We start from the raw sequence: 18,400 nt of genomic DNA, 5'->3' as shown, positions 1-18,400 counted from the left end.
GTGTTTGAGAACTCGGCGTCGAGCTCGGCGTTGTCCAGCGTGCGTCATGGCAAGGCGGAGGAGGGAGCCATGCCGGAGGCATGGCGACCGACGACAACGCAGCCAGGGCGTGCGATGGGCGGCGCGGAGCCGGCGCCTCCGAGTTCTCGAACGCGCTCTGCGTCACACCTCGTCCGGGTCCGGCTCCAGCGCGGCCAGGCTGGCCGGCGCGAAGATGCAGACGAGCGTGACCAGCGCGATCACCGCAAGAGGTACGGCGACCAGCGGGGTGTTCTTGTAGTTCCAGGCGACCCCGAGGCTGATGAACTGGGTGAGCACCACCGGACTGCGCGCCCACGAGGACCGGCGCACCAGGCCGCGGCAGCACAGCGCCAGCCCGCCGGCGTACGCCAGGAAGAAGACGGCCGTGGTCACGGCCATCTCGGCGCGGGACGAGTCGAGGTTGACCAGCTCGCCGACCGCCCAGCCGAGCAGCGCCAACGCCTGCAGCCCGACCAGACCGGCCGCGAGCGTCAGCGACAGTGGTCGTGTTGGGGTCACCGGGCTACCCTACGGGGAGTGTGACCCGCGCATTCCCGGTGACTCGGTGACGAAACACACCACCGCAGCCCCTTGTTTAACGCGCGATTAATTGGAACTCTATGAGGGCGCTCGTGAAGGCGCTCACAAACGTGCCCCGAGCCCGGCAGCGCTGCAATCCAGCGACTGCACGCAAACGTATGTAGAGAAGAGGGATCTCCCAGCCATGGATTGGCGCCACCGTTCGGCGTGTCTCGACGAGGACCCGGAGCTGTTCTTCCCGATCGGGAACACCGGCCCCGCGATCCTGCAGATCGAGGAGGCCAAGGCCGTCTGTCGCCGCTGCGAAGTGCGCGACCAATGCCTGCAGTGGGCGCTCGAGGCGGGACAGGACCACGGCGTGTGGGGCGGCCTGTCGGAGGACGAGCGCCGCGCTCTCAAGCGGCGCAACGCCCGCGCCCGAGTCCGCACCAACGTCTGAGCCCGACGTCTCACGTCGGGAGGGTGATCTCGGCCCGGGCCCCGCGTGCGCCCGACCGGTTGCCCAGCCGCAGCTCGCCGCCCAGCTCCGACTCCACCAGCGTGCCGACGATCGAGAGCCCGAGGTTGGTGGAAGTGGCCAGGTCGAAGCCCTCCGGCAGGCCGCGGCCGTCGTCGTCGACCGTCACCACGAGACGGTCTGGCTCCCGCCGCACCGAGAGCACGATCAGCCCCTCGCCGTCGTGACCTGACGTGGTGGACTCCGGGTAGCCGTGCTCGACGGCATTCTGGAGCAGCTCGGTCAGCGCCATCGCCAGCGGCGTCGCCACCTCCGAGGCGAGCCCACCGAAAGAGCCCTCGCGGCGTACCCGCACGGTCGCGCCGAGGCCGCCGACCTCGCCCAGGGCCCCGCCGATCCGGTCGGCGATCTCGTCGAACTCCACCTCCTCCTCGACCGACTGGCTCAGCGTCTCGTGGACGATCGCGATCGAGCCGACCCGGCGTACCGCCTCCTCCAGCGCGGTCCTCGCCTCGGGTGAGTCGATCCGGCGCGCCTGCAGCCGCAGCAGCGCCGCCACGGTCTGCAGGTTGTTCTTGACCCGGTGGTGGATCTCGCGGATGGTGGCGTCCTTGGTCACCAGCTCGCGGTCGCGGCGGCGTAGGTCGGTGACGTCGCGGACCAGCACCAGAGCGCCGATGTGCCGGCCCTCGGGCCGTAGCGGGATCGCCCGCACGATCAGCGCGACCTGGTCGGTGCCGATCTCGGTGTCGCGATGGGCGCGGCCGCTGAGGACAGCGCTCAGGGTCTCCTCGTCGGGGCGGCGCTTGGGTGGGATCAGCTGCCGGGTGGTGTCGGCGAGCGAGAGCCCGGCCAGGTCGCCGGAGAGGCCCAGGCGGCGGTAGGCGCTCAATGCGTTGGGGCTGGCGTACTCCACCTGGCCGGCGGCGTCGACCCGCATCGCGCCGTCGCCCACCCGCGGCGTGTCGGCGTGGTCGCTGCGCGGCCCGAGGCTCGGGAAGTAGCCGCCGGCGATCATCTGGGTGAGGTCGGAGGCGGTCTGCAGATAGGTCAGCTCCAGCCTGGAGGGGGTGCGTACGCCGAGCAGGTTGGTGTTGCGCGCGATCACCGCGATCACCCGGCCGGCCCGTCGTACCGGGATCACCTCGACCCGCACCGGGACCTCATCCCGCCACTCCGGGTCGCCCTCGCGGACCAGCCGCCCGGCGGCGTACGCCTCGTCGAGGAGCGGCCGGCGACCAGTCGGGACGAAGGTGCCGAGGACGTCGTCGACGTACGCCGTGGGGCCGGTGGTGGGCCGCATCTGGCCTGCTGCCCAGAACCCCCGTCCGGCGGCATCCGGGAGCCAGAGCACCAGGTCGGCGAAGGAGAGGTCGGCGATGATCTGCCAGTCGGCCTGGAGCAGCTGCAGCCAGGCGACGTCGGCCTCGTCGAGATCGGTATGGCTGCTTACCAGCTCGCCCAGGGTCGGCACGGCACCAGCCTAGGGGCCCGGGCCTGGGACCGTCCCAAGTCCCCGGGAGCGCCGGACAGCCTCGATGGGGGTCTGAGACAATGGCCTCATGGCAACGTCAGGGTCCTACTGGGAGGAGGTCCGGGCGACCGGGCTCGCCGTCCCGTCGGACCGGCCGCTGGCCGAGCTGACCGCCGAGCTGACCAGGATGCTGGGCGATCCGGACCGGGAGAAGCGCGAGGGCATCGCCGTGCCGACGCTGATCACCTGGATTCAGCGCGGCGTCTACGACGACCTGCTGGCCGGGCTGGGCGACGGCATGGCCGCCGGGCTGGGCATCGGGCTCGGCGAGCGCGGCACCGACAGCGTCTACCGCCGGGCCGGCTCGGCGATCGTGCTGGCCGGCTGCCTGGCTCGTGACAACGAGAAGCAGCTGCTGCCCGCTGCCAAGGTGCTGGAGTGGGGCGACCGGCTGGCGACCTGGCTGCTGCGCGAGCGCGACCTGCGCCAGCAGGCCCGGGCGATCTCCCATGCCGGCGACGCGCTGGCCACCCTGGCGCGCTCCCCCCATGTCGGCCCGCCGGAGCTCTCGGTGATCCTCGACGTGGTCGCGGACCGGGTGATGGCGCGCACCGAGACGGTCTTCGCACTGGTCGAGCCCGACCGGCTGGCGGCGGCGGCGATGGCGGTGCTGCGTCGCGACCTGATCACCTTGGCGGCGTTGGAGCCCTGGCTGCAGCGGCTGGTCTTCTCCGGCGACCATCCCAACGTGCAGTCGTTCCTCCGCTCGCTCTACCTGCAGCTCGCGCTGGCGCCGCAGCCGCCGGAGGTCCGTGCCGACCTGATCCTGGAGGTCATCGACGGGCTGCGGGCCACCAACCCCGGGCTGTAGCCCTACTGGCCGGCCGGCCTGCGGCTAACGCGGCAGCCGCTACGGCGGCTCGGCCTCGGGTCAACCAGGCCTGTCCGGCAGGAGGGGCGCATGAAGCTGGGTGCAGGGGGTAAGAAGGTAGGTGAACCCGCCCTCCTCAAGAAAGGAAGAGCCATGAAGGTGATCACCGCTCTCGTCGCGGCCGGTGCCATCGGCTACGTCATCTACAGGCTCATGGACAAGGACACCATGGACCGGGTCCGCGATGTCGCGGACGACGCCTTGTCGAAGGTCGACGTCAGCCAGGCCAAGGAGCAGCTCAAGGAGGTCAAGGAGCATCTCGTCGACGCGAAGGACCAGATCACCGATCTGGCCCGCGAGAAGGCCGACGAGGCCCGGGACAAGCTGTCCAACTAGGACGAGGAACTCGTCCCGGACATGACAGAAGGCCCCGCGATGCGCGGGGCCTTCTGGCTGCAACTCTCGATCAGCGATCAGGAGTTGGGACGCTTGCCGTGGTTGGCGCCCTTCTTGCGACGCGCACGGCGCTTGCGGCCGGTCTTGCCCATGGTCTCCTCCTGTGGCCCGTCGGCGATGCTGCCCGTGACACGGGCCGAGGATCAGTCTCTCAAACTCGAGCGCGGAGCGCGAATCAGGCCGGGTTAGTAGCCTACGAGTTGGTCCGGGTGGTCTGCGAGGTGATCTCGACGCGCACCTGCTGCAGTCGCAGCATCACCTTGCTGCGCAGGTCGGCCGGAGCCGCCTCGGCGCAGGACCGGGCGACGACCGCCTTGACGGTGCGCTGCAGGTCGTAGCGCTGCAGGCACGGGTTGCAGGAGTCCAGGTGCTCGCGCACCGCGGCGCAGTCGGCCTCGGCGAGCTCGTTGTCGATGAAGTAGACGATCTGTTCTAGGAAGTCGGCGCACTCCGCGGCCGAGGGCATGTCCTCGTCATCGTGGGTGTGGCTCATGACTCGTCCTCCCGGAAGCCGACGGGGAGGAGGTCGTTCTCCCGCACATAGTCCGACAGCAGGTCACGCAGCTGGCGACGACCGCGGTGCAGCCGCGACATCACCGTGCCGATGGGGGTGTCCATGATCTCGGCGATCTCCTTGTAGGCGAAGCCCTCGACGTCGGCGAGGTAGACCGCCATCCGGAACTCCTCCGGCAGCCGTTGCAGCGCGTCCTTCACCTGTGAGTCGGGCAGGTGCTCCAGCGCCTCCATCTCGGCCGACTTCAGGCCGGTCGAGGTGTGCGCCTCGGCGCGGGCGAGCTGCCAGTCCTCCACGTCACCGGTGTCGCCGGCGAGCGCCAGCTGCGGCTGGCGCTGCTTCTTGCGGTAGGTGTTGATGAAGGTGTTGGTCAGGATGCGGTAGAGCCACGCCTTGAGGTTGGTGCCGGGCCGGAACTGGTGGAAGGAGGAGTAGGCCTTCGCGAAGGTCTCCTGGACCAGGTCCTCGGCGTCGGCCGGGTTGCGGGTCATCCGCATCGCGGCGGAGTAGAGCTGGTCGAGGAAGGGCAGCGCGTCGCGCTCGAATCGGAGCGAGCGCTCCGCCTCGGTCTCGGTGGCGGGATCGACCGGGTCGGCCTCGGCCAGCAAGGCGTCGGCGAGATCGTCCAGAGGTCCCTCAGGTGAGCTAGTCATCGCCGACCAGCCTACGCGCTCCGGCGCGGTCCGGGGACGATCGAGCAATGCGGTCACGACGGGGGAAACGCGGTACGCCGCGCGGGCATTCCCCCCGGCTCGGGACCCCACCGAATCGCGTGGCCGTCAGCGGGCGCCGACGATCTCGCGCACCAGCCACTCCAGCACCGACTCGACCACGATCTCGTGGGCCTCGACCTGGCTCACCGGGCCGGACTTGGCGACTCTGAAGCCGTGGTCGGCGCCCGGGACGACGGCGAGGTCGACGTCGGGCAGCTCGGGGAGCTCCTCGGGGGCGCCGAAGGCGTCCCGCTCCCCCTGGACGACCAGCGTCGGCACCTTCGCCTCGCGCAACTCCTCGACCCGGGACTTCTCGGGCTGGCCGGGCGGATGGAGTGGGAAGGCCAGCGCCAGGCAGCCGCTCGCGCCGAGCGATCTGGCGACCCGGCAGGCCGACCGGGCCCCGGCGGAGCGGCCGCCGACCACCAGCGGGGTGCGCACCCGCATCCAGTTGGCGGCGGCGACCAGTCCGGCGTCGAGAGTGGCCGGCGGCGAGGCGATCCGGCGCCCGGCCACCTTCCAGGGCTGCTCGAACCGAGCAACGCTGATCCCCTGCCGGGGCAGGGCGACGGTGAGCGCCAGCAGGTCGCCGGAGTCGATACCCTTGCCGGCGCCGTGGCTGACCAGCAGCGTCGCCACCGGCTTGCGGGCTCGCCGGGTGACCAGTCGGCCGACGCCGTACGGCGTCTTGACCGTCGAGATCGCGTCGACCATCACGACACCTCCAGCGGCTCGACGAGCTCGGGCCCGTTGTTCTTGACGTTGTTGACCAGGGTCGTGACAGGGTAAGCGGTCAGCCGCCCCGGCGCGGCCGGCACCAGCAGATCCAGGGTGGCCGGCGTCGTGGGATCGAGCCACTCGTCCCAGCGCTCGCGCTCGACCATGAGCGGCATCCGGTCGTGGATGCGGCCCAGCGAGTCCTCGGCGTTGGTGGTGATGATGGTGCAGGTCCACCGGAACGGGTGCGGGTCGTCGTCGGGTCTCCTCGGATCGCGCCAGATCTCGTAGAGCCCCGCCATGGCGAGCACGCCACCGTCGGCCGGCCTGATGAAGAAGGGCTGTTTGGCACGCCGGCCGGCCTTGCCGGTCGCCGGCTGCTCGGTCTCGTACCACTCGTAGTAGCCGTCGGCCGGCAGCAGGCACCGCTTGGCGGCGAAGGCCCGCTTGAAGGCCGGCTTGTCCGCCACCGTCTCCATCCGGGCGTTGATCAGCCGGCTCCCGATCCTCGCGTCCTTCGCCCATGACGGCACCAGTCCCCAGGTCAGCTCCCGCAGCTGCCGCTCCCGCGGCCGGTCCGGCCTCGGCGGCCGGTCGAGGACGGCATAGACCGGGTCGGTCGGCGCGACATTCCAGCTCTTGGGCAGCAGCGCGTCGATCCGCAGCTGGTCCACCTCGAACTCGTCGGCCAGGTCGCCGGCGTCGCGGCTGGAGGCGTAGCGCCCACACATGGCGCCAAGCCTAGAATCGCTGACCAATCCCGCCTGCTGCGCGCGGCGTACCGGTACCGCCCATCCTCCAACCACTGAAGGTTTGGCGGTCAATCCACCTCAAGCACCGCCAAACCTTCAGGGACCGCGCAGGGTTCCGCCGAGTCGCTGGATGCCACGCCGAGGGTAGCCCGGATAGCGGTCGTCAACTCGTGGTGGCCGAGGCCGACGGCTCAACCGACCGGATAATGTCGTCAAGTTGCGATGTGTACTTCTCCGGACAGGTAGCCCTGATGTAGGTGGCGAGTGCATCCGGACCAGGACTGTATCCCTCACGCGAGGGAATGCTTCCGGAACGCATTGAGTCCACGGCGCTCGCGCACTCGGACTCCAAGTCCGTCTCCGCGCCAGCCAATATCGTCTGAATCAGCCCGCCGAGGAACGGGACCTTGACGCATTCTTCATCGCGTACGTCGACCAACTCGACGACTTCGTCCCCAAGGATGAATGTGGCCTCGCCAGTGGAGGGGTCCCAGGACACATCGGGCTCGGCGGCTGGTGGCTTCCAGCCTGAATCAAGGAGTTCTCGACATGTCGTGCCGTCGTGGGCTCCTGGTGCGTTGGAGGAATCAGTCGACGGGGCGGTGGGGTCCTCGGCGCTGTCGGTCCCACGCTGCGACCCGCAGCCCCCGAGGACGAACAGCGCTACCAGCACCGCGGCGGCAACAACTGCCGGGGTTCGGACGGTCTTCTCGTTCAGCGCCATCACGGGTACATCCAGTTCGGATAGACGTTGCGGATGCCGTCCTTGTCGGTGACCTGATAACTCATCACCTGAGTCCAGCGGCCACCATGACAACCGGAGGTTCCATCGTTCATGATCGAGTCGGAACTGCAGTGGTGAGCGAGCCCGAGAGAATGGCCGGTCTCGTGCATGATGAGGCGTTCGCGGTACTCGTGCGAATAGTTCGACGAACCGAACCTGGCCTGATTCAGATGAACGACAGCAGCATGGGTTCCGCAGGGGTATGCAACTCCCCAGTATGCACACCACGCCGAAGTCGCTGCTTTGTGCTCATTCCAGCCGCCGTAGGGCGTGCCGTCTGCCTGAATGAAGTTCGACGCTGGCTCGTAGCTGAGCTTGATGTCGGTGGTGTTGTTCACCGAGCCGTCGCAGTTCTGCCGATGCATGTCAATGCCGTTCGGCCACTTGTTCGGGAAGGTTGTCGAGGCCTTGACTCTGTCGTAAGCACCCAACTCACGTGGGTTGCATGAGGTCGACGCAAGCCAGATACCAGCCGTCGTGGTTCGAGCCATCCAGATGTATCCACGGCTCGGGTACGTTCCGTAAACGTGATCTGCCGAGGCAGGCACCGGGAACGACACTACAAACGCGGCCGGCAACGTCGCGGCGGCCGAGTCGACTATCTTCAGCGTCCAAGATCGCATCGGCTGCCCCAAGAGCCTGTCCACAGGCCGCTCACAGAGCGAGCGTAGCCCGTCAAGCCCTCCTGGGAAGGATTCGGAGAACAGCGCCGGGTACTCCGAGGTGGACAACGCCGTCTCGTCGTTGCTCAGCGCGGTCGAGCGCGGCCATCTTGGCCACTGCGGCGTCGAGGCTGGTCTGGAGTCCTTGGATCTCTCCGAGCCAGCCGTCCCCTCCTCGTCGACGATCAGCCACCCTGCCGGCCCGTCGCACTCCACCACCGCGCCCCACCGAGGCAACTCTGCCTTTGACCCGCCCATCGCTCGTCTCCTTCACCGCAGCCCCTGCCGATGAATGAGATCTATGTCCCGCCGAGCGACGTCAGGAGATCGTCCGCGGCGTGTCGCCGCTTAGTCCGGTCAACATCCCCAGGTCAGCTCCCGCAGCTGCCGCTCCCGCGGCCGATCCGGCCTCGGCGGCCGGTCGAGGACGGCATAGACCGGGTCGGTCGGCGCGACATTCCAGCTCTTGGGCAGCAGCGCGTCGATCCGCAGCTGGTCCACCTCGAACTCGTCGACCAGGTCGCCGGCGTCGCGGCTGGAGGCGTAGCGCCCACACATGATCCTCAGTATCCACTCAGGGCTATCTCCGTTGCAGCGGCCGTGGCTAACGACAGTGACGCGAACTAAAAAAAATCAGGTGTAGTCGACGTACTCGCACGAGTTCTGTGGACTGTCGAGCCACATGGTGAAGTAGCAGAAGTCCGTCCCGCCCTCACCCCAAAAACTGTCAGCCTCGGTGTCGTCCCACGCCACAACGATGTCATTGCCTGCACCCCCGCGGAGGGTGTCCGAACCTGTGCCTCCGTAAACGACGTCGCCACCATCTTTGCCATCGACGGAGTCATTGCCCACACCGCCCATCAAGCCGACGTAGTTACCGCTGCCGTCGACGTAGGTGTCGTCGCCGGCGCCACCGCCGACGAAGTCGCCTTGAGCGTTGCCCTCCGCGTAGTCCTGACCGTCGAGCGCATTGATGGTGTCGATTCCCTGGTAGCCGTAGATCTGGTCACTGCCGCTGGTCCCCGACAAAGTGTCGGGACCTGATGTCCCAGTGATGACCGCAGCGTAAGCAACGCCGCCAAGCAGCCCGAACACCAGCCCGGCTACCGCCCCCAGCAATCCGCGGCGCATCACTGCTTGCCTCCGGCGACCCGCTGCTGAGCCTCCGCGTAAGCAGCCTTCAACTCATCGACGTCCGGGCAACCTCCTAGCAGCTTCTGATCTGGCGAAAGTGGCTGTCCAAAGTACCTCTCGGTGAACGCCACCACGTCAGGGCTGGTCAGGAACTCAAGCGCCTCAGGGCACTCACTGAGCGGGACCGCCGACTTCGCCAGCGCTTCAACGTCGACCTCGGCCGGGGTGACCTCGTTGGGCTCCAGATGCACGTCCGGCTGGGGGTTGGTCGGAACCGTCGGAGAAACAGCCACGACCGCTTCAATCGACTGCCCGCCCGAAGCGGCCTGCGCGACCGCGAACCCGAGTGGCGCGGCAACAACCGCGAAGCCCATCGGTGCCGCCAACTTCCAGACCTGTCGAGCCCCCATCTCGGTTCCTTCCAGAGAGACGACTTCGTCGTGCTACGAGCATCCGTCAATTGTGTCTAGCAGTCAAAATCAGTCAAACCTTCAGTGACCGTGCAGGGTTCCGCCGAGGCGCGTGCGAGTTGTTCGACGAACCGAGGGTACTCCGAGGTGGACCACGCCGTCTCGTCGTTCCGGGCGCTGGTCGCGGAGCCCGAGCCGTCGTCAGACGCGGGCGAGCTCGTCGAGCAGCTGCGCGGCCGAGGCGTCGGAGCCGGGTAGGCCCTCGATCCAGACCCGGTCGGCGCGGTCCTCGACCATCCGTCGCAGCAGCCCGACCCGGGCCGGCAACGACTCGTCGCGCGGCGCCACCACCACGACGCGGGTGGGACCGACCTGACCGATGGCCTCCTGGCCGGCGAACACCGCGCGGGCGGCGTGACCGACGAGCGTCAGCCGGCGGGCCGAGGCGAGCTGGTCGAGGTGGGGCGGGCGGCGCACCTCCGCCACCACGAGCGCGTGGGAGCGGGCGTCGAGCTGGGCGTCGCGGTAGAGCTCGGCGATCCGCTCGCGGATGTGGGCCAGCGTCGCCAGGCCGGTGAGCGGGTCGGCGCAGGAGAGACCGTGGAGATAGCCGAGAGTCGCCTCCGACCAGGACCTGGAGAGGACCTGGCACTCCTCGAAGGACGGGTCACGAGACGCGACGAGCCGGGTGGTCGACCGGAGCCCCTCCAGGCTCTCCCCCAGCGAGACCCCCATGTCCGCCAGGTCACGGCCGGCCACCCAGCACGCCTCGATCACGGACGACCTCGCGGCGAGCGCCTCCCCCACTGCCTCGAAGCGCGGCGGCAGGGCCGCCCGCTGCTCCTCCGACAGCTCGAAGCTCGCCGCGAGTCGGGCGTGAGTCCCCCGGATGGAACGTCGCCGTGCGGAGAACAGTCCCACCACCCTCACCCTTTCGCCGTCCTCGCGATACGGCCCCGTCCCCATGAGGAGCCGTACGGGGAGGAGACGGACGACCGTAGCGCCCATGACGCGATCCGAGGCAGAAAGTTTCGTCAGCTCGTCATGACGTGGCACTTTGTGCGTCAATAGCACTGTGACCGACCCGACGCCCGGTGCGCTGCCGGACCTTGGCGCGCTCCTCGACGAGCCCGGCGACGCCGAGCTCATCTCAGCGGTTCGCGGCGGCGATCTCGACGCCTATGGCGAGCTGTTCACGCGCCACGTGGACGCCGCCCGGCGGCTCGCTCGGCAGCTGGTGTCGGCCGGCGACGTCGACGACCTGGTCTCCGAGGCGTTCGCCAAGGTGCTCTCGGTGCTGCAGCGAGGCGGCGGCCCGGATCTGGCATTCCGGGCCTATCTGCTGACGTCGGTACGACGCCTGCACGTCGACAAGCTGCGGGGCTCGGCCCGGCTCCAGACGACCGACGACCTGACGCCGTACGACCCCGGGGTGCCGTTCGAGGACACCGCCGTGGCGGGCTTCGAGAACGAGACCGCCGCGAGGGCGTTCGCGTCGCTGCCGGAGCGGTGGCAGCAGGTGCTGTGGCACACCGAGGTAGAGGGCCAGAAGCCGGCCGAGGTCGCGATGCTGCTCGGCATGAGCGCCAACTCGGTCTCCGCGCTCGCCTACCGCGCCCGCGAAGGACTGCGCGAGGCGTTCATCTCGATGCACGCCCAGGACGCCGTGGAGGACGCCTGCGCGACGACCCGCGCCCGGCTGGGCGCCTACATCCGCGGCGGCATCTCGAAGCGGGACTCGGCCAAGGTGGAGGACCACCTCCAGGAGTGCCGCCCCTGTAGCGCCATCTACCTCGAGCTCACCGAGGTCAACTCCGACCTGGGTGCGCTGCTGGCGCCGCTGCTGCTGGGCAGCGCCGGCGCCGGCTATCTCGCCGCCTCCGGGGTCGCCGCCAAGGTCGGCTTCCTGGCGGTGCTCGACCGCGGCAAGGATTGGGTGCTGCACAACCCGGCCGGTCGTGCCACCGGTGGCGTCGCCGCCGCGGCGGTGCTCGCCGTCGCGGTTGCCGGCGGGCTGCAGGCGTTCTCGGGCGACGCCCGTCCGGAGGCCGCGCCGGCGACGGGGGCATCGGCCAGCGTCGCCTCACCGCCGGCCCAGCCATCCACTCAGCCGCCTGCCGAGCCGCCGGCGAGCACCGGCACCACGCCCGACGTCGAGCCGAGCCGGACCACTCCGGTCACGCCGGTGATCGCGCCGTCGACATCACTTCCCACGAGCACGACGACGACCGCCGCGAGCCAGTCCGCGGAGCGGGCGCCGATCATCAGGAAGCCCCTCGGCACGGTCACGCTGCCGGCCGGCAGCGACGCCATCACCATCGACCTGACCAAGGGCGCCGTCGACCCCGACGGCGGCCAGCTCACCGTGCGATCCGCCAGGATCAAGGGTGCCGTCAAGCACGGCACCGTCACGGTCGTCGGGGCCAACCGCAGCGCGCGGGAGGTCGCCGTCGGCAGGCGGACGGCTCGGGACAGCATCGTCTACACTCCGCAGCCCTCCTGGCGCGGCACCGAGACCATCGTCTACGTGCTCGCCGACGTGGGCGGCGACACCGTACGGGGCACCGTCGACGTCGCCACGCCCAACAGGCCTCCGGTGGCCGGCGCCGACAGCGTCAAGGTGCATCTCGCGCGGACCGCGACGGGACCGTGGACGAGCGTCGACGTGCTCGCCAACGACGCCGACCCGAACGGCGACCCGCTCACCCCGACGATCACCCGAGCCCCGCAGCACGGCGAGGCGAGGATCGACGGTGGCCTGCTGCGCTACCGGCCGGTCGTCGGCTACGCCGGCACCGACTCGCTCGACTACCAGGTCGACGACGGCCACGGCGGCACCGCCACCGCGACGCTGAGCGTCGAGATCGGGCTGTTCCCCAACCTCGCCCCGGTCGCGACCAGCCCGGCCGTGACCACCGGCTTCCAGGAATCCCTCACCCTGCACCTAGCCGACCTGGGCAGTGACCCCGACAACGACGACCTCACCCTGGCCATCGGCACCCAGCCCGGCCACGGCACCGTCGTGAGGAACGGCGACACGCTGACCTACACCCCGCAGGCGTCGTACGACGGCCCGGACTCGTTCACCTACACGCTCTCCGACGGCGCCGACACCACGACCGGCACCGTCCACGTCACTGTCGAGCCCAACCACGCCCCGCTGGCCGATCCCGACCAGGCCACCACCGGGACCACCGGCGACCGGTCGGTGACCGTCGACGTGCTCGCCAACGACACCGATCCCGACGGCGATCCGCTCACCCTGGTCTCGGTGACCGGTGCCGCCCACGGGACGGCGACGGTCGTCAACGGCAAGGTCCATTACGAGCCGGACCCCGCCTTCGACGGCGTCGAGACGCTCGACTATGTCGTGGCCGACGGCTTCGGTGCCCAGACCACCGGCACCCTCACCGTCGACGTACAGACCCCGGAGTCGGCGCTGTCGATCACCAACGAGCACACCCCGCCGGCCAACGCCTATCTGGCCTCCGAATTCGTCGTCCACGGCATCCCCCAGGGCCGACACGCTCACGTCGAGGTCGTGATCGAGGGCTTCTCCTCGTGGGGTCCCTACCATCTCATCGAGCTGTCCGGCTGCGGCGGCTGGTCGGTGTCCGGCAGCACCTACACCCTGGAGTGCGACCTGGACGCTGCCGCGAACGGCGTCGAGATCAGCCATATCGACGTCTACGCCGACTCGCTGACCGCGACGGTGACGGCGACCGACTTCGTCGACACCACCACGGGCGACGACACCTCCGTCGGGATCCTCCCCTAGAGGGCGTTTCCGACGTGGGTGTTGCGGGCACACTTGAGACATGACGATCAGCAGACTCGTGGCACGGCCGTTGCTCTCCTCGATCTTCGTGGTCGGCCCGGCCAAGGCGCTCAAGGACCCGGAGGGGCCCGCCAAGCGTGCCGACTGGCTCCTCGACCGGGTCGTGACACCGGTACGACGCGCGGCGCTGCGCACCGGGATCGCGCTGCCCGAGGAGCCGACGTTCTGGGTGCGCGTCAATGCCGGCGTCCAGCTGGCGGCAGCGCTCGCCCTCGCCACCGGCCGGGCGCCGCGGACCTCGGCGGCGGTGCTCGCCGGCACGCTGGTCCCGACGACCCTCGCCGGTCACGCCTTCTGGCGGGAGACCGACCCGGCGGCCAGAAGCCAGCAGCAGCTCCAGTTCGCCAAGAACCTCTCGGTCCTCGGCGGCCTGGTCATCGCGGCGTGGGACACCGAGGACCGACCGGGGGTGCGCTGGCGGCTGCGGCACGCGGCTCTCGACGCCCGCCGCGCCGCTCGTCAGGAGGTCCGGGTCGCTCGCAAGGAGGCCAAGGTTCTCGCCCTGCAGGCACGGCAGGCCATCCAGCGCTAGCCTCCTGCCTGTGACGATCAGCGATCCCTGGCCCGCTCCGCATGCTCGTGGTCCGGTCGACGCCGTCGTCACGCTGCCCGGCAGCAAGTCGCTGACCAACCGTGCGCTGCTGCTGGCGGCCATCGCCGACGGCCCCTCGGTGGTACGACGCGCGCTCAGGTCGCGGGACTCGCTGCTGATGGCACAGGCGCTGACCGCGCTGGGCTCCCGGGTCGACACCTCGGGTGAGGACTGGGAGGTCACGCCGGCCGAGATCATCGAGCCCGAGCCGCAGCACCGCGCGTTCAGCGCCACCATCGACGTGGGGCTGGCCGGCACGGTGATGCGATTCGTGCCGCCGGTCGCAGCGCTCCACGACGGCCTCGTGGCCTTCGACGGCGACGAGCACATGCGGCAGCGGCCGGTCGGGCGCATTCTCGATGCCTTGCGCAGCCTCGGAGTCTGCGTGCACGGTCAAGGACTGCCCTTCGCCATCGACGGCACCGGCTCGGTGCCCGGCGGCGTGGTGACGATCGACGCCAGCGAGTCCTCGCAGTTCGTCTCGGCGCTGCTGCTCGCCGGCGCGAGGTACGACGCCGGGGTCGACGTGCGCCACGACGGCAAGCCTGTGCCCAGCCTGCCTCACATCGAGATGACCGTGGCGATGCTGCGTGAGCACGGCGTCGAGGTCGATGACGCTGAGCCGAACCGCTGGGTCGTCCACCCCGGCCCGGTCAAGGCCGTCGACCACCTCATCGAGCCCGACCTCTCCAACGCCGGCCCCTTCCTCGGCCTGGCCGCGGTCACCGGCGGCACCGTGACCGTCCGGGACTGGCCACGGCAGACCACCCAGCCCGGCGACGCGCTGCGCGACCTGCTGCAGCAGATGGGCTGTCACGTCGAGCTCACCGCCGACGGCCTGTCCGTCACCGGGCCCGATGAGCTGCGGGGCATCGACGCCGACTTGCACGACGTCGGCGAGCTGACCCCCGTCCTCGCGGCGCTATGCGCGCTGGCCACCACCCCGAGCCACCTGCGCGGCATCGCCCACATCCGCGGCCACGAGACCGACCGGCTCGCCGCACTCGCCACCGAGCTCACCGGTCTCGGTGCCGACGTGACCGAGCATCAGGACGGCCTCGAGATCCGCCCGGCCAGGCTCAGCGGCGGCCTGTTCCACACCTACGCCGACCACCGGATGGCCCACGCCGGCGTGGTGCTGGGCGCCGCGGTCGACGGGGTGCTCGTGGAGAACGTCGAGACCACCGCCAAGACCTTCACCGACTTCGCGCCGTTCTGGGCCTCCCTCTTCGCAGCGTCCATTCACTGAGGGCCCAGATGGCACGCTCCCCCGGTCGCTACACCGAGCAGGACGTCGAGCACTACGACCGTCCCCGGCGCCGCACCCGGCCGCGCACCAAGGAGCGTCCCAGCTACGACGACGCCGTCGACGGGGTGGTCGTCACCGTCGACCGGGGCCGGTTCACGGTCATCGTCGAGGCGCGCGAGATCTGGGCGGTCAAGGCCCGGCCGCTCGGTCGCAAGGGCGTGGTGGTCGGCGACCGGGTCCGGGTGGTCGGCGACGTCTCGGGGGTCGACGGGGCGCTGGCCCGGATCGTCGAGGTGCGGCCGCGCACGACGGTGCTGCGCCGTACCGCCGACGACGACGATCCGGTCGAGCGGGTCATCGTCGCCAACGCCGACCAGATGGTCGTCGTCACCGCGCTCGCCGACCCCGAGCCGCGACCGCGGCTCATCGACCGCGCCCTGGTGGCGGCGTACGACGCCGGGATGGCGCCGCTGCTGTGCCTGACCAAGGCCGACCTGGCCGACCCGGAGACGCTGCTGGTCACCTACCGCAGCCTCGGGGTGCCGTGGGTGGTCACCCGCAAGGGCGGCGATCTGGCCGAGCTGCGCGAGCGGCTGCAGGGACGGACCAGCGTGCTGCTCGGCCACTCCGGGGTCGGCAAGTCCACCCTGGTCAACGCGCTGGTGCCGGACGCGGATCGCGAGGTCGGCCACGTCAACGCCGTCACCGGACGCGGCCGGCACACCTCGACCAGCGCCTACCTGCTGGCGCTCCCCGGATCCGACGACGGCTGGATCGTCGACACCCCGGGCATCCGCTCCTTCGGCCTGGCCCACGTCGAGCCGGAGCACCTCATCGAGGCCTTCCCCGATCTGGACGAGATGACCGAGGACTGCCCGCGCGGCTGCACCCACGGCGACGACGAGCCCGAGTGCGGCCTCGACGTCGCGGTCGCGGCCGGCGAGGCCGACCCCGAGCGGGTGGCCTCGTTCCGCCGGCTGCTGGCGGCCCGGTCCGAGCCGGCGTACTAGCCTTCATCCGTGGCCGACGACTACACCGACGACCTGCGCTTGGCGCATCTGCTGGCCGACGACGCCGACTCGATCAGCTCCGATCGGTTCAAGGCGCTCGACCTGCACGTGATGGCCAAGCCCGACCTGACCCCGGTCAGCGACGCCGACCGGGCCGTCGAGGAGTCGATCCGCCGCACGCTGTCCCGCACCCGCTCCCGCGACGCCATCACCGGCGAGGAGACCGGCTCGACGGGGTCGTCGAGCCGACGCTGGATCGTCGATCCGATCGACGGCACCAAGAACTACGTGCGCGGCGTGCCGGTGTGGGCCACCCTGATCGCGCTGGCGGTCGAGGACGAGGTGGTGATGAGCGTCGTCTCGGCGCCGCAGCTGGGTCGGCGCTGGTGGGCCGCCCAGGGCCAGGGAGCCTGGACCGGGAGGTCGCTGATGAAGGCGACCCGGTGCGAGGTCTCCGACGTACGCCGCCTCGAGGACGCCTCGCTGGCCTACTCCTCGCTCGGTGGCTGGGAGGAGCGCGGCCGGCTCGAGGACGTGCTCGCGTTGATGCGACGGGTCTGGCGCACCCGCGGCTACGGCGACTTCTGGTCCTACATGCTGCTCGCGGAGGGTGCGGTGGACATCGCCGCGGAGCCGGAGCTGGAGGTCTACGACATGGCGGCGCTGGTGCCGATCGTCACCGAGGCCGGGGGCACCTTCACCTCGCTGGCCGGGGAGCCGGGCCCGTGGGGCGGCAACGCGCTGGCCACCAACACCCACCTGCACGACGCGGTGCTGTCCTTCCTCGGCTCGCTGCCCGACGACGGCTCGGACCCGGACTGGCCCTCACACGGCCCCGGGAGCGTCACCCCGCTGCACGGCCGCTGACCCGCCCCGAGGGGCTGGTCACAAGTTCACAAGCGCGCTAGCGTCGGGGTATGCGCATCTCCGAGGTACTCGCTCACAAGCCCCTCGACGGGGTCGTCACGATCAGCCCCGAGGCGACGGTGCAGGAGCTGCTGGCCCTGCTGGCTCGGCATAACATCGGCGCCTGCATCGTCGGTGCCGGCGACCGCATGGACGGCATCGTCAGCGAGCGCGACGTCGTCCGCCACCTGCATACGGCCGGCGCCGAGGAGGCCGTGGCGGCGCCGGTGCGCCAGCTGATGAGCACGGCGGTGACCACCTGCTCCCCCGAGGACCAGCTCGAGGACCTGCTCGGGGTGATGACCGAGCGCCGGGTCCGGCACCTGCCGGTCGTCGACGGCGACACCGTGGTCGGGATCGTCAGCATCGGCGACCTGGTCAAGCACCGCATCGACCAGCTCACCTTCGAGCGCGACCAGCTCGACTCCTACCTGCGGCAGAGCTGAGAACACGTTCTGAGAGGCTCCACTACGCTGGCGGCCATGGAGAAGCCCGAGATCGACTTCGTCGACCCCACCCCGCCCGCCGACCTCGTCATCACCGACCTCGTCGAGGGCGACGGCGCCGAGGCCAAGGAGCTCGACGTCGTGTCGGTCCACTATGTCGGCGTGGCGCTGAGCACCGGCGAGGAGTTCGACGCCTCCTACAACCGCGGCGAGCCGCTGAAGTTCCGGCTCGGCATCGGCCAGGTCATCTCCGGCTGGGACCAGGGCGTGCAGGGCATGAAGGTCGGCGGCCGCCGCCAGCTGGTCATCCCGCCCCACCTCGGCTACGGCGACCGCGGTGCCGGTGGTGTCATCAAGCCGGGCGAGACCCTGATCTTCGTCGTCGACCTGCTCGGCGTGTCCTGACCCGAGCCCGCAACGTCATGCGGATGGAGCAAGGGCTTGCTCCATCCGCATGACGTCCCGCTGCATCACCACGGCAGGTTGTCGTCGTACGACGCCTCGTCGACCACCCGCGCAGCACGGCCGTCGGCCAGCGCGACCACGTCACCGGGGACGAGCTGCCGGCCGCGGCGGGTCTCGACCGACCCGTTGACCGACACCTCGCCCGCCGCGATCAGGGGCTTGGCGTCGGCGCCGGACTCGACCAGGTTGGCAAGCTTGAGGAACTGACCGAGCCTGATCGACCCGTCGCGGATGGGAACCTCGTCCATGGGCCGCTAGTTAACTAGTAGGGTGTCGCTCCTAAAGCACCGGGTATAGGTGTCGGAGTTTGATGCGGGCGTCGGCGGTGGTGAATCTCCAGTCGACTTGGCGTTGGTCGGCGTTGGTGGCGCTGGCCCAGGCGGCGAGTT

24 protein-coding genes are annotated in these 18,400 nt (G+C 70.1%); 10 read left to right on the top strand and 14 right to left on the bottom strand.

Going from position 1 to position 18,400, the window contains the following annotated elements; genetic code table 11:
- Window positions 1–162: 162 nt before the first annotated feature.
- Entirely contained in the window at window positions 163–540 is a 378-nt protein-coding gene (locus QM595_RS11475) for a hypothetical protein (protein ID WP_415171687.1), read from the bottom strand.
- Window positions 541–745: 205 nt separating this feature from the next.
- On the opposite strand from QM595_RS11475, the gene QM595_RS11470 reads away from it, so the two are divergent.
- The gene (locus tag QM595_RS11470) at window positions 746–1,000 is read left to right on the top strand and encodes a WhiB family transcriptional regulator (protein ID WP_415171686.1); all 255 of its coding nucleotides are present in this window, start codon (window positions 746–748) and stop codon (window positions 998–1,000) included.
- Window positions 1,001–1,010: 10 nt separating this feature from the next.
- Here QM595_RS11470 and QM595_RS11465 read toward each other — a convergent pair whose 3' ends face one another.
- Entirely contained in the window at window positions 1,011–2,492 is a 1,482-nt protein-coding gene (locus QM595_RS11465) for a sensor histidine kinase (protein WP_415171685.1), read from the bottom strand.
- A gap of 88 nt (window positions 2,493–2,580) precedes the next feature.
- Between QM595_RS11465 and QM595_RS11460 the strand changes: the two genes are divergently transcribed.
- Window positions 2,581–3,363, top strand: a complete 783-nt coding sequence (locus QM595_RS11460) for a DUF2785 domain-containing protein (RefSeq protein WP_415171684.1) — start codon at window positions 2,581–2,583, stop codon at window positions 3,361–3,363.
- Between the two features lie 153 nt (window positions 3,364–3,516).
- Complete coding sequence (locus QM595_RS11455; protein ID WP_415171683.1) at window positions 3,517–3,759, top strand: hypothetical protein; 243 nt, start codon at window positions 3,517–3,519, stop codon at window positions 3,757–3,759.
- 77 nt (window positions 3,760–3,836) lie between these two features.
- Here the strand turns inward: QM595_RS11455 and QM595_RS11450 are convergent, their stop codons facing one another.
- The 11 genes from QM595_RS11450 to QM595_RS11400 all read right to left on the bottom strand — a co-directional run bounded on the left by QM595_RS11450 (window position 3,837) and on the right by QM595_RS11400 (window position 10,426).
- Window positions 3,837–3,911: a 50S ribosomal protein bL37 gene (locus QM595_RS11450; protein ID WP_370249596.1), complete on the bottom strand. Its 75-nt coding sequence runs from the start codon at window positions 3,909–3,911 to the stop codon at window positions 3,837–3,839.
- Between the two features lie 101 nt (window positions 3,912–4,012).
- Entirely contained in the window at window positions 4,013–4,312 is a 300-nt protein-coding gene (rsrA, locus tag QM595_RS11445) for a mycothiol system anti-sigma-R factor (protein ID WP_415171682.1), read from the bottom strand.
- A complete protein-coding gene (locus QM595_RS11440; RefSeq protein WP_415171681.1) occupies window positions 4,309–5,043 on the bottom strand; it encodes a sigma-70 family RNA polymerase sigma factor in 735 nt (244 codons plus the stop codon). The genes rsrA and QM595_RS11440 overlap by 4 nt, the downstream gene beginning before the upstream one ends.
- A gap of 69 nt (window positions 5,044–5,112) precedes the next feature.
- Window positions 5,113–5,760, bottom strand: a complete 648-nt coding sequence (locus QM595_RS11435) for an alpha/beta family hydrolase (protein WP_415171680.1) — start codon at window positions 5,758–5,760, stop codon at window positions 5,113–5,115.
- A complete protein-coding gene (locus QM595_RS11430) occupies window positions 5,760–6,494 on the bottom strand; it encodes an SOS response-associated peptidase (RefSeq protein ID WP_415171679.1) in 735 nt (244 codons plus the stop codon). The genes QM595_RS11435 and QM595_RS11430 overlap by 1 nt, the downstream gene beginning before the upstream one ends.
- A 184-nt stretch (window positions 6,495–6,678) precedes the next feature.
- Entirely contained in the window at window positions 6,679–7,242 is a 564-nt protein-coding gene (locus QM595_RS11425) for a hypothetical protein (protein WP_415171678.1), read from the bottom strand.
- Window positions 7,239–8,219, bottom strand: coding sequence for a M12 family metallo-peptidase (locus QM595_RS11420; protein ID WP_415171677.1), 981 nt, complete (start codon window positions 8,217–8,219; stop codon window positions 7,239–7,241). Before QM595_RS11420 ends, QM595_RS11425 begins: the two co-directional genes overlap by 4 nt.
- A 99-nt stretch (window positions 8,220–8,318) precedes the next feature.
- Window positions 8,319–8,519: an SOS response-associated peptidase family protein gene (locus QM595_RS11415; protein ID WP_415171676.1), complete on the bottom strand. Its 201-nt coding sequence runs from the start codon at window positions 8,517–8,519 to the stop codon at window positions 8,319–8,321.
- Window positions 8,520–8,594: 75 nt separating this feature from the next.
- On the bottom strand, window positions 8,595–9,092 hold the full coding sequence (locus QM595_RS11410; RefSeq protein ID WP_415171675.1) for a calcium-binding protein: 498 nt from the start codon (window positions 9,090–9,092) through the stop codon (window positions 8,595–8,597).
- Complete coding sequence (locus QM595_RS11405) at window positions 9,092–9,505, bottom strand: hypothetical protein (RefSeq protein WP_415171674.1); 414 nt, start codon at window positions 9,503–9,505, stop codon at window positions 9,092–9,094. Before QM595_RS11405 ends, QM595_RS11410 begins: the two co-directional genes overlap by 1 nt.
- A gap of 201 nt (window positions 9,506–9,706) precedes the next feature.
- Entirely contained in the window at window positions 9,707–10,426 is a 720-nt protein-coding gene (locus QM595_RS11400) for a hypothetical protein (protein ID WP_415171673.1), read from the bottom strand.
- A 154-nt stretch (window positions 10,427–10,580) separates the two neighbouring features.
- Here QM595_RS11400 and QM595_RS11395 point away from each other — a divergent pair, with 154 nt between their 5' ends.
- From QM595_RS11395 to QM595_RS11365, 7 genes are read left to right on the top strand one after another with little or no spacing between them, the layout of a single operon-like run.
- On the top strand, window positions 10,581–13,283 hold the full coding sequence (locus QM595_RS11395) for a sigma-70 family RNA polymerase sigma factor (RefSeq protein ID WP_415171672.1): 2,703 nt from the start codon (window positions 10,581–10,583) through the stop codon (window positions 13,281–13,283).
- Window positions 13,284–13,323: 40 nt separating this feature from the next.
- A complete protein-coding gene (locus QM595_RS11390; protein ID WP_415171671.1) occupies window positions 13,324–13,875 on the top strand; it encodes a DoxX family membrane protein in 552 nt (183 codons plus the stop codon).
- Between the two features lie 10 nt (window positions 13,876–13,885).
- Window positions 13,886–15,184 carry a 3-phosphoshikimate 1-carboxyvinyltransferase gene (gene aroA / locus QM595_RS11385; RefSeq protein WP_415171670.1) on the top strand — a complete coding sequence of 433 codons (1,299 nt, stop codon included), beginning with the start codon at window positions 13,886–13,888 and terminating at the stop codon, window positions 15,182–15,184.
- Window positions 15,185–15,192: 8 nt separating this feature from the next.
- Entirely contained in the window at window positions 15,193–16,194 is a 1,002-nt protein-coding gene (gene rsgA / locus QM595_RS11380) for a ribosome small subunit-dependent GTPase A (protein ID WP_415171669.1), read from the top strand.
- A gap of 9 nt (window positions 16,195–16,203) precedes the next feature.
- Entirely contained in the window at window positions 16,204–17,061 is an 858-nt protein-coding gene (locus QM595_RS11375; RefSeq protein WP_415171668.1) for an inositol monophosphatase family protein, read from the top strand.
- Between the two features lie 50 nt (window positions 17,062–17,111).
- The gene (locus QM595_RS11370; RefSeq protein WP_415171667.1) at window positions 17,112–17,546 is read left to right on the top strand and encodes a CBS domain-containing protein; all 435 of its coding nucleotides are present in this window, start codon (window positions 17,112–17,114) and stop codon (window positions 17,544–17,546) included.
- Between the two features lie 36 nt (window positions 17,547–17,582).
- Complete coding sequence (locus QM595_RS11365; RefSeq protein WP_415171666.1) at window positions 17,583–17,951, top strand: FKBP-type peptidyl-prolyl cis-trans isomerase; 369 nt, start codon at window positions 17,583–17,585, stop codon at window positions 17,949–17,951.
- 65 nt (window positions 17,952–18,016) lie between these two features.
- On the opposite strand, the gene QM595_RS11360 is transcribed toward QM595_RS11365, so the two are convergent.
- Window positions 18,017–18,259, bottom strand: a complete 243-nt coding sequence (locus tag QM595_RS11360) for an RNA-binding S4 domain-containing protein (RefSeq protein WP_415171665.1) — start codon at window positions 18,257–18,259, stop codon at window positions 18,017–18,019.
- Window positions 18,260–18,400: the final 141 nt, after the last annotated feature.

Source organism: Nocardioides sp. (genome assembly GCF_047607185.1).
Lineage (GTDB): Bacteria > Actinomycetota > Actinomycetes > Propionibacteriales > Nocardioidaceae > Nocardioides.
Note: the sequence above shows the minus strand (reverse complement) of the source record. Positions and strands in the feature narration are given on the sequence as shown.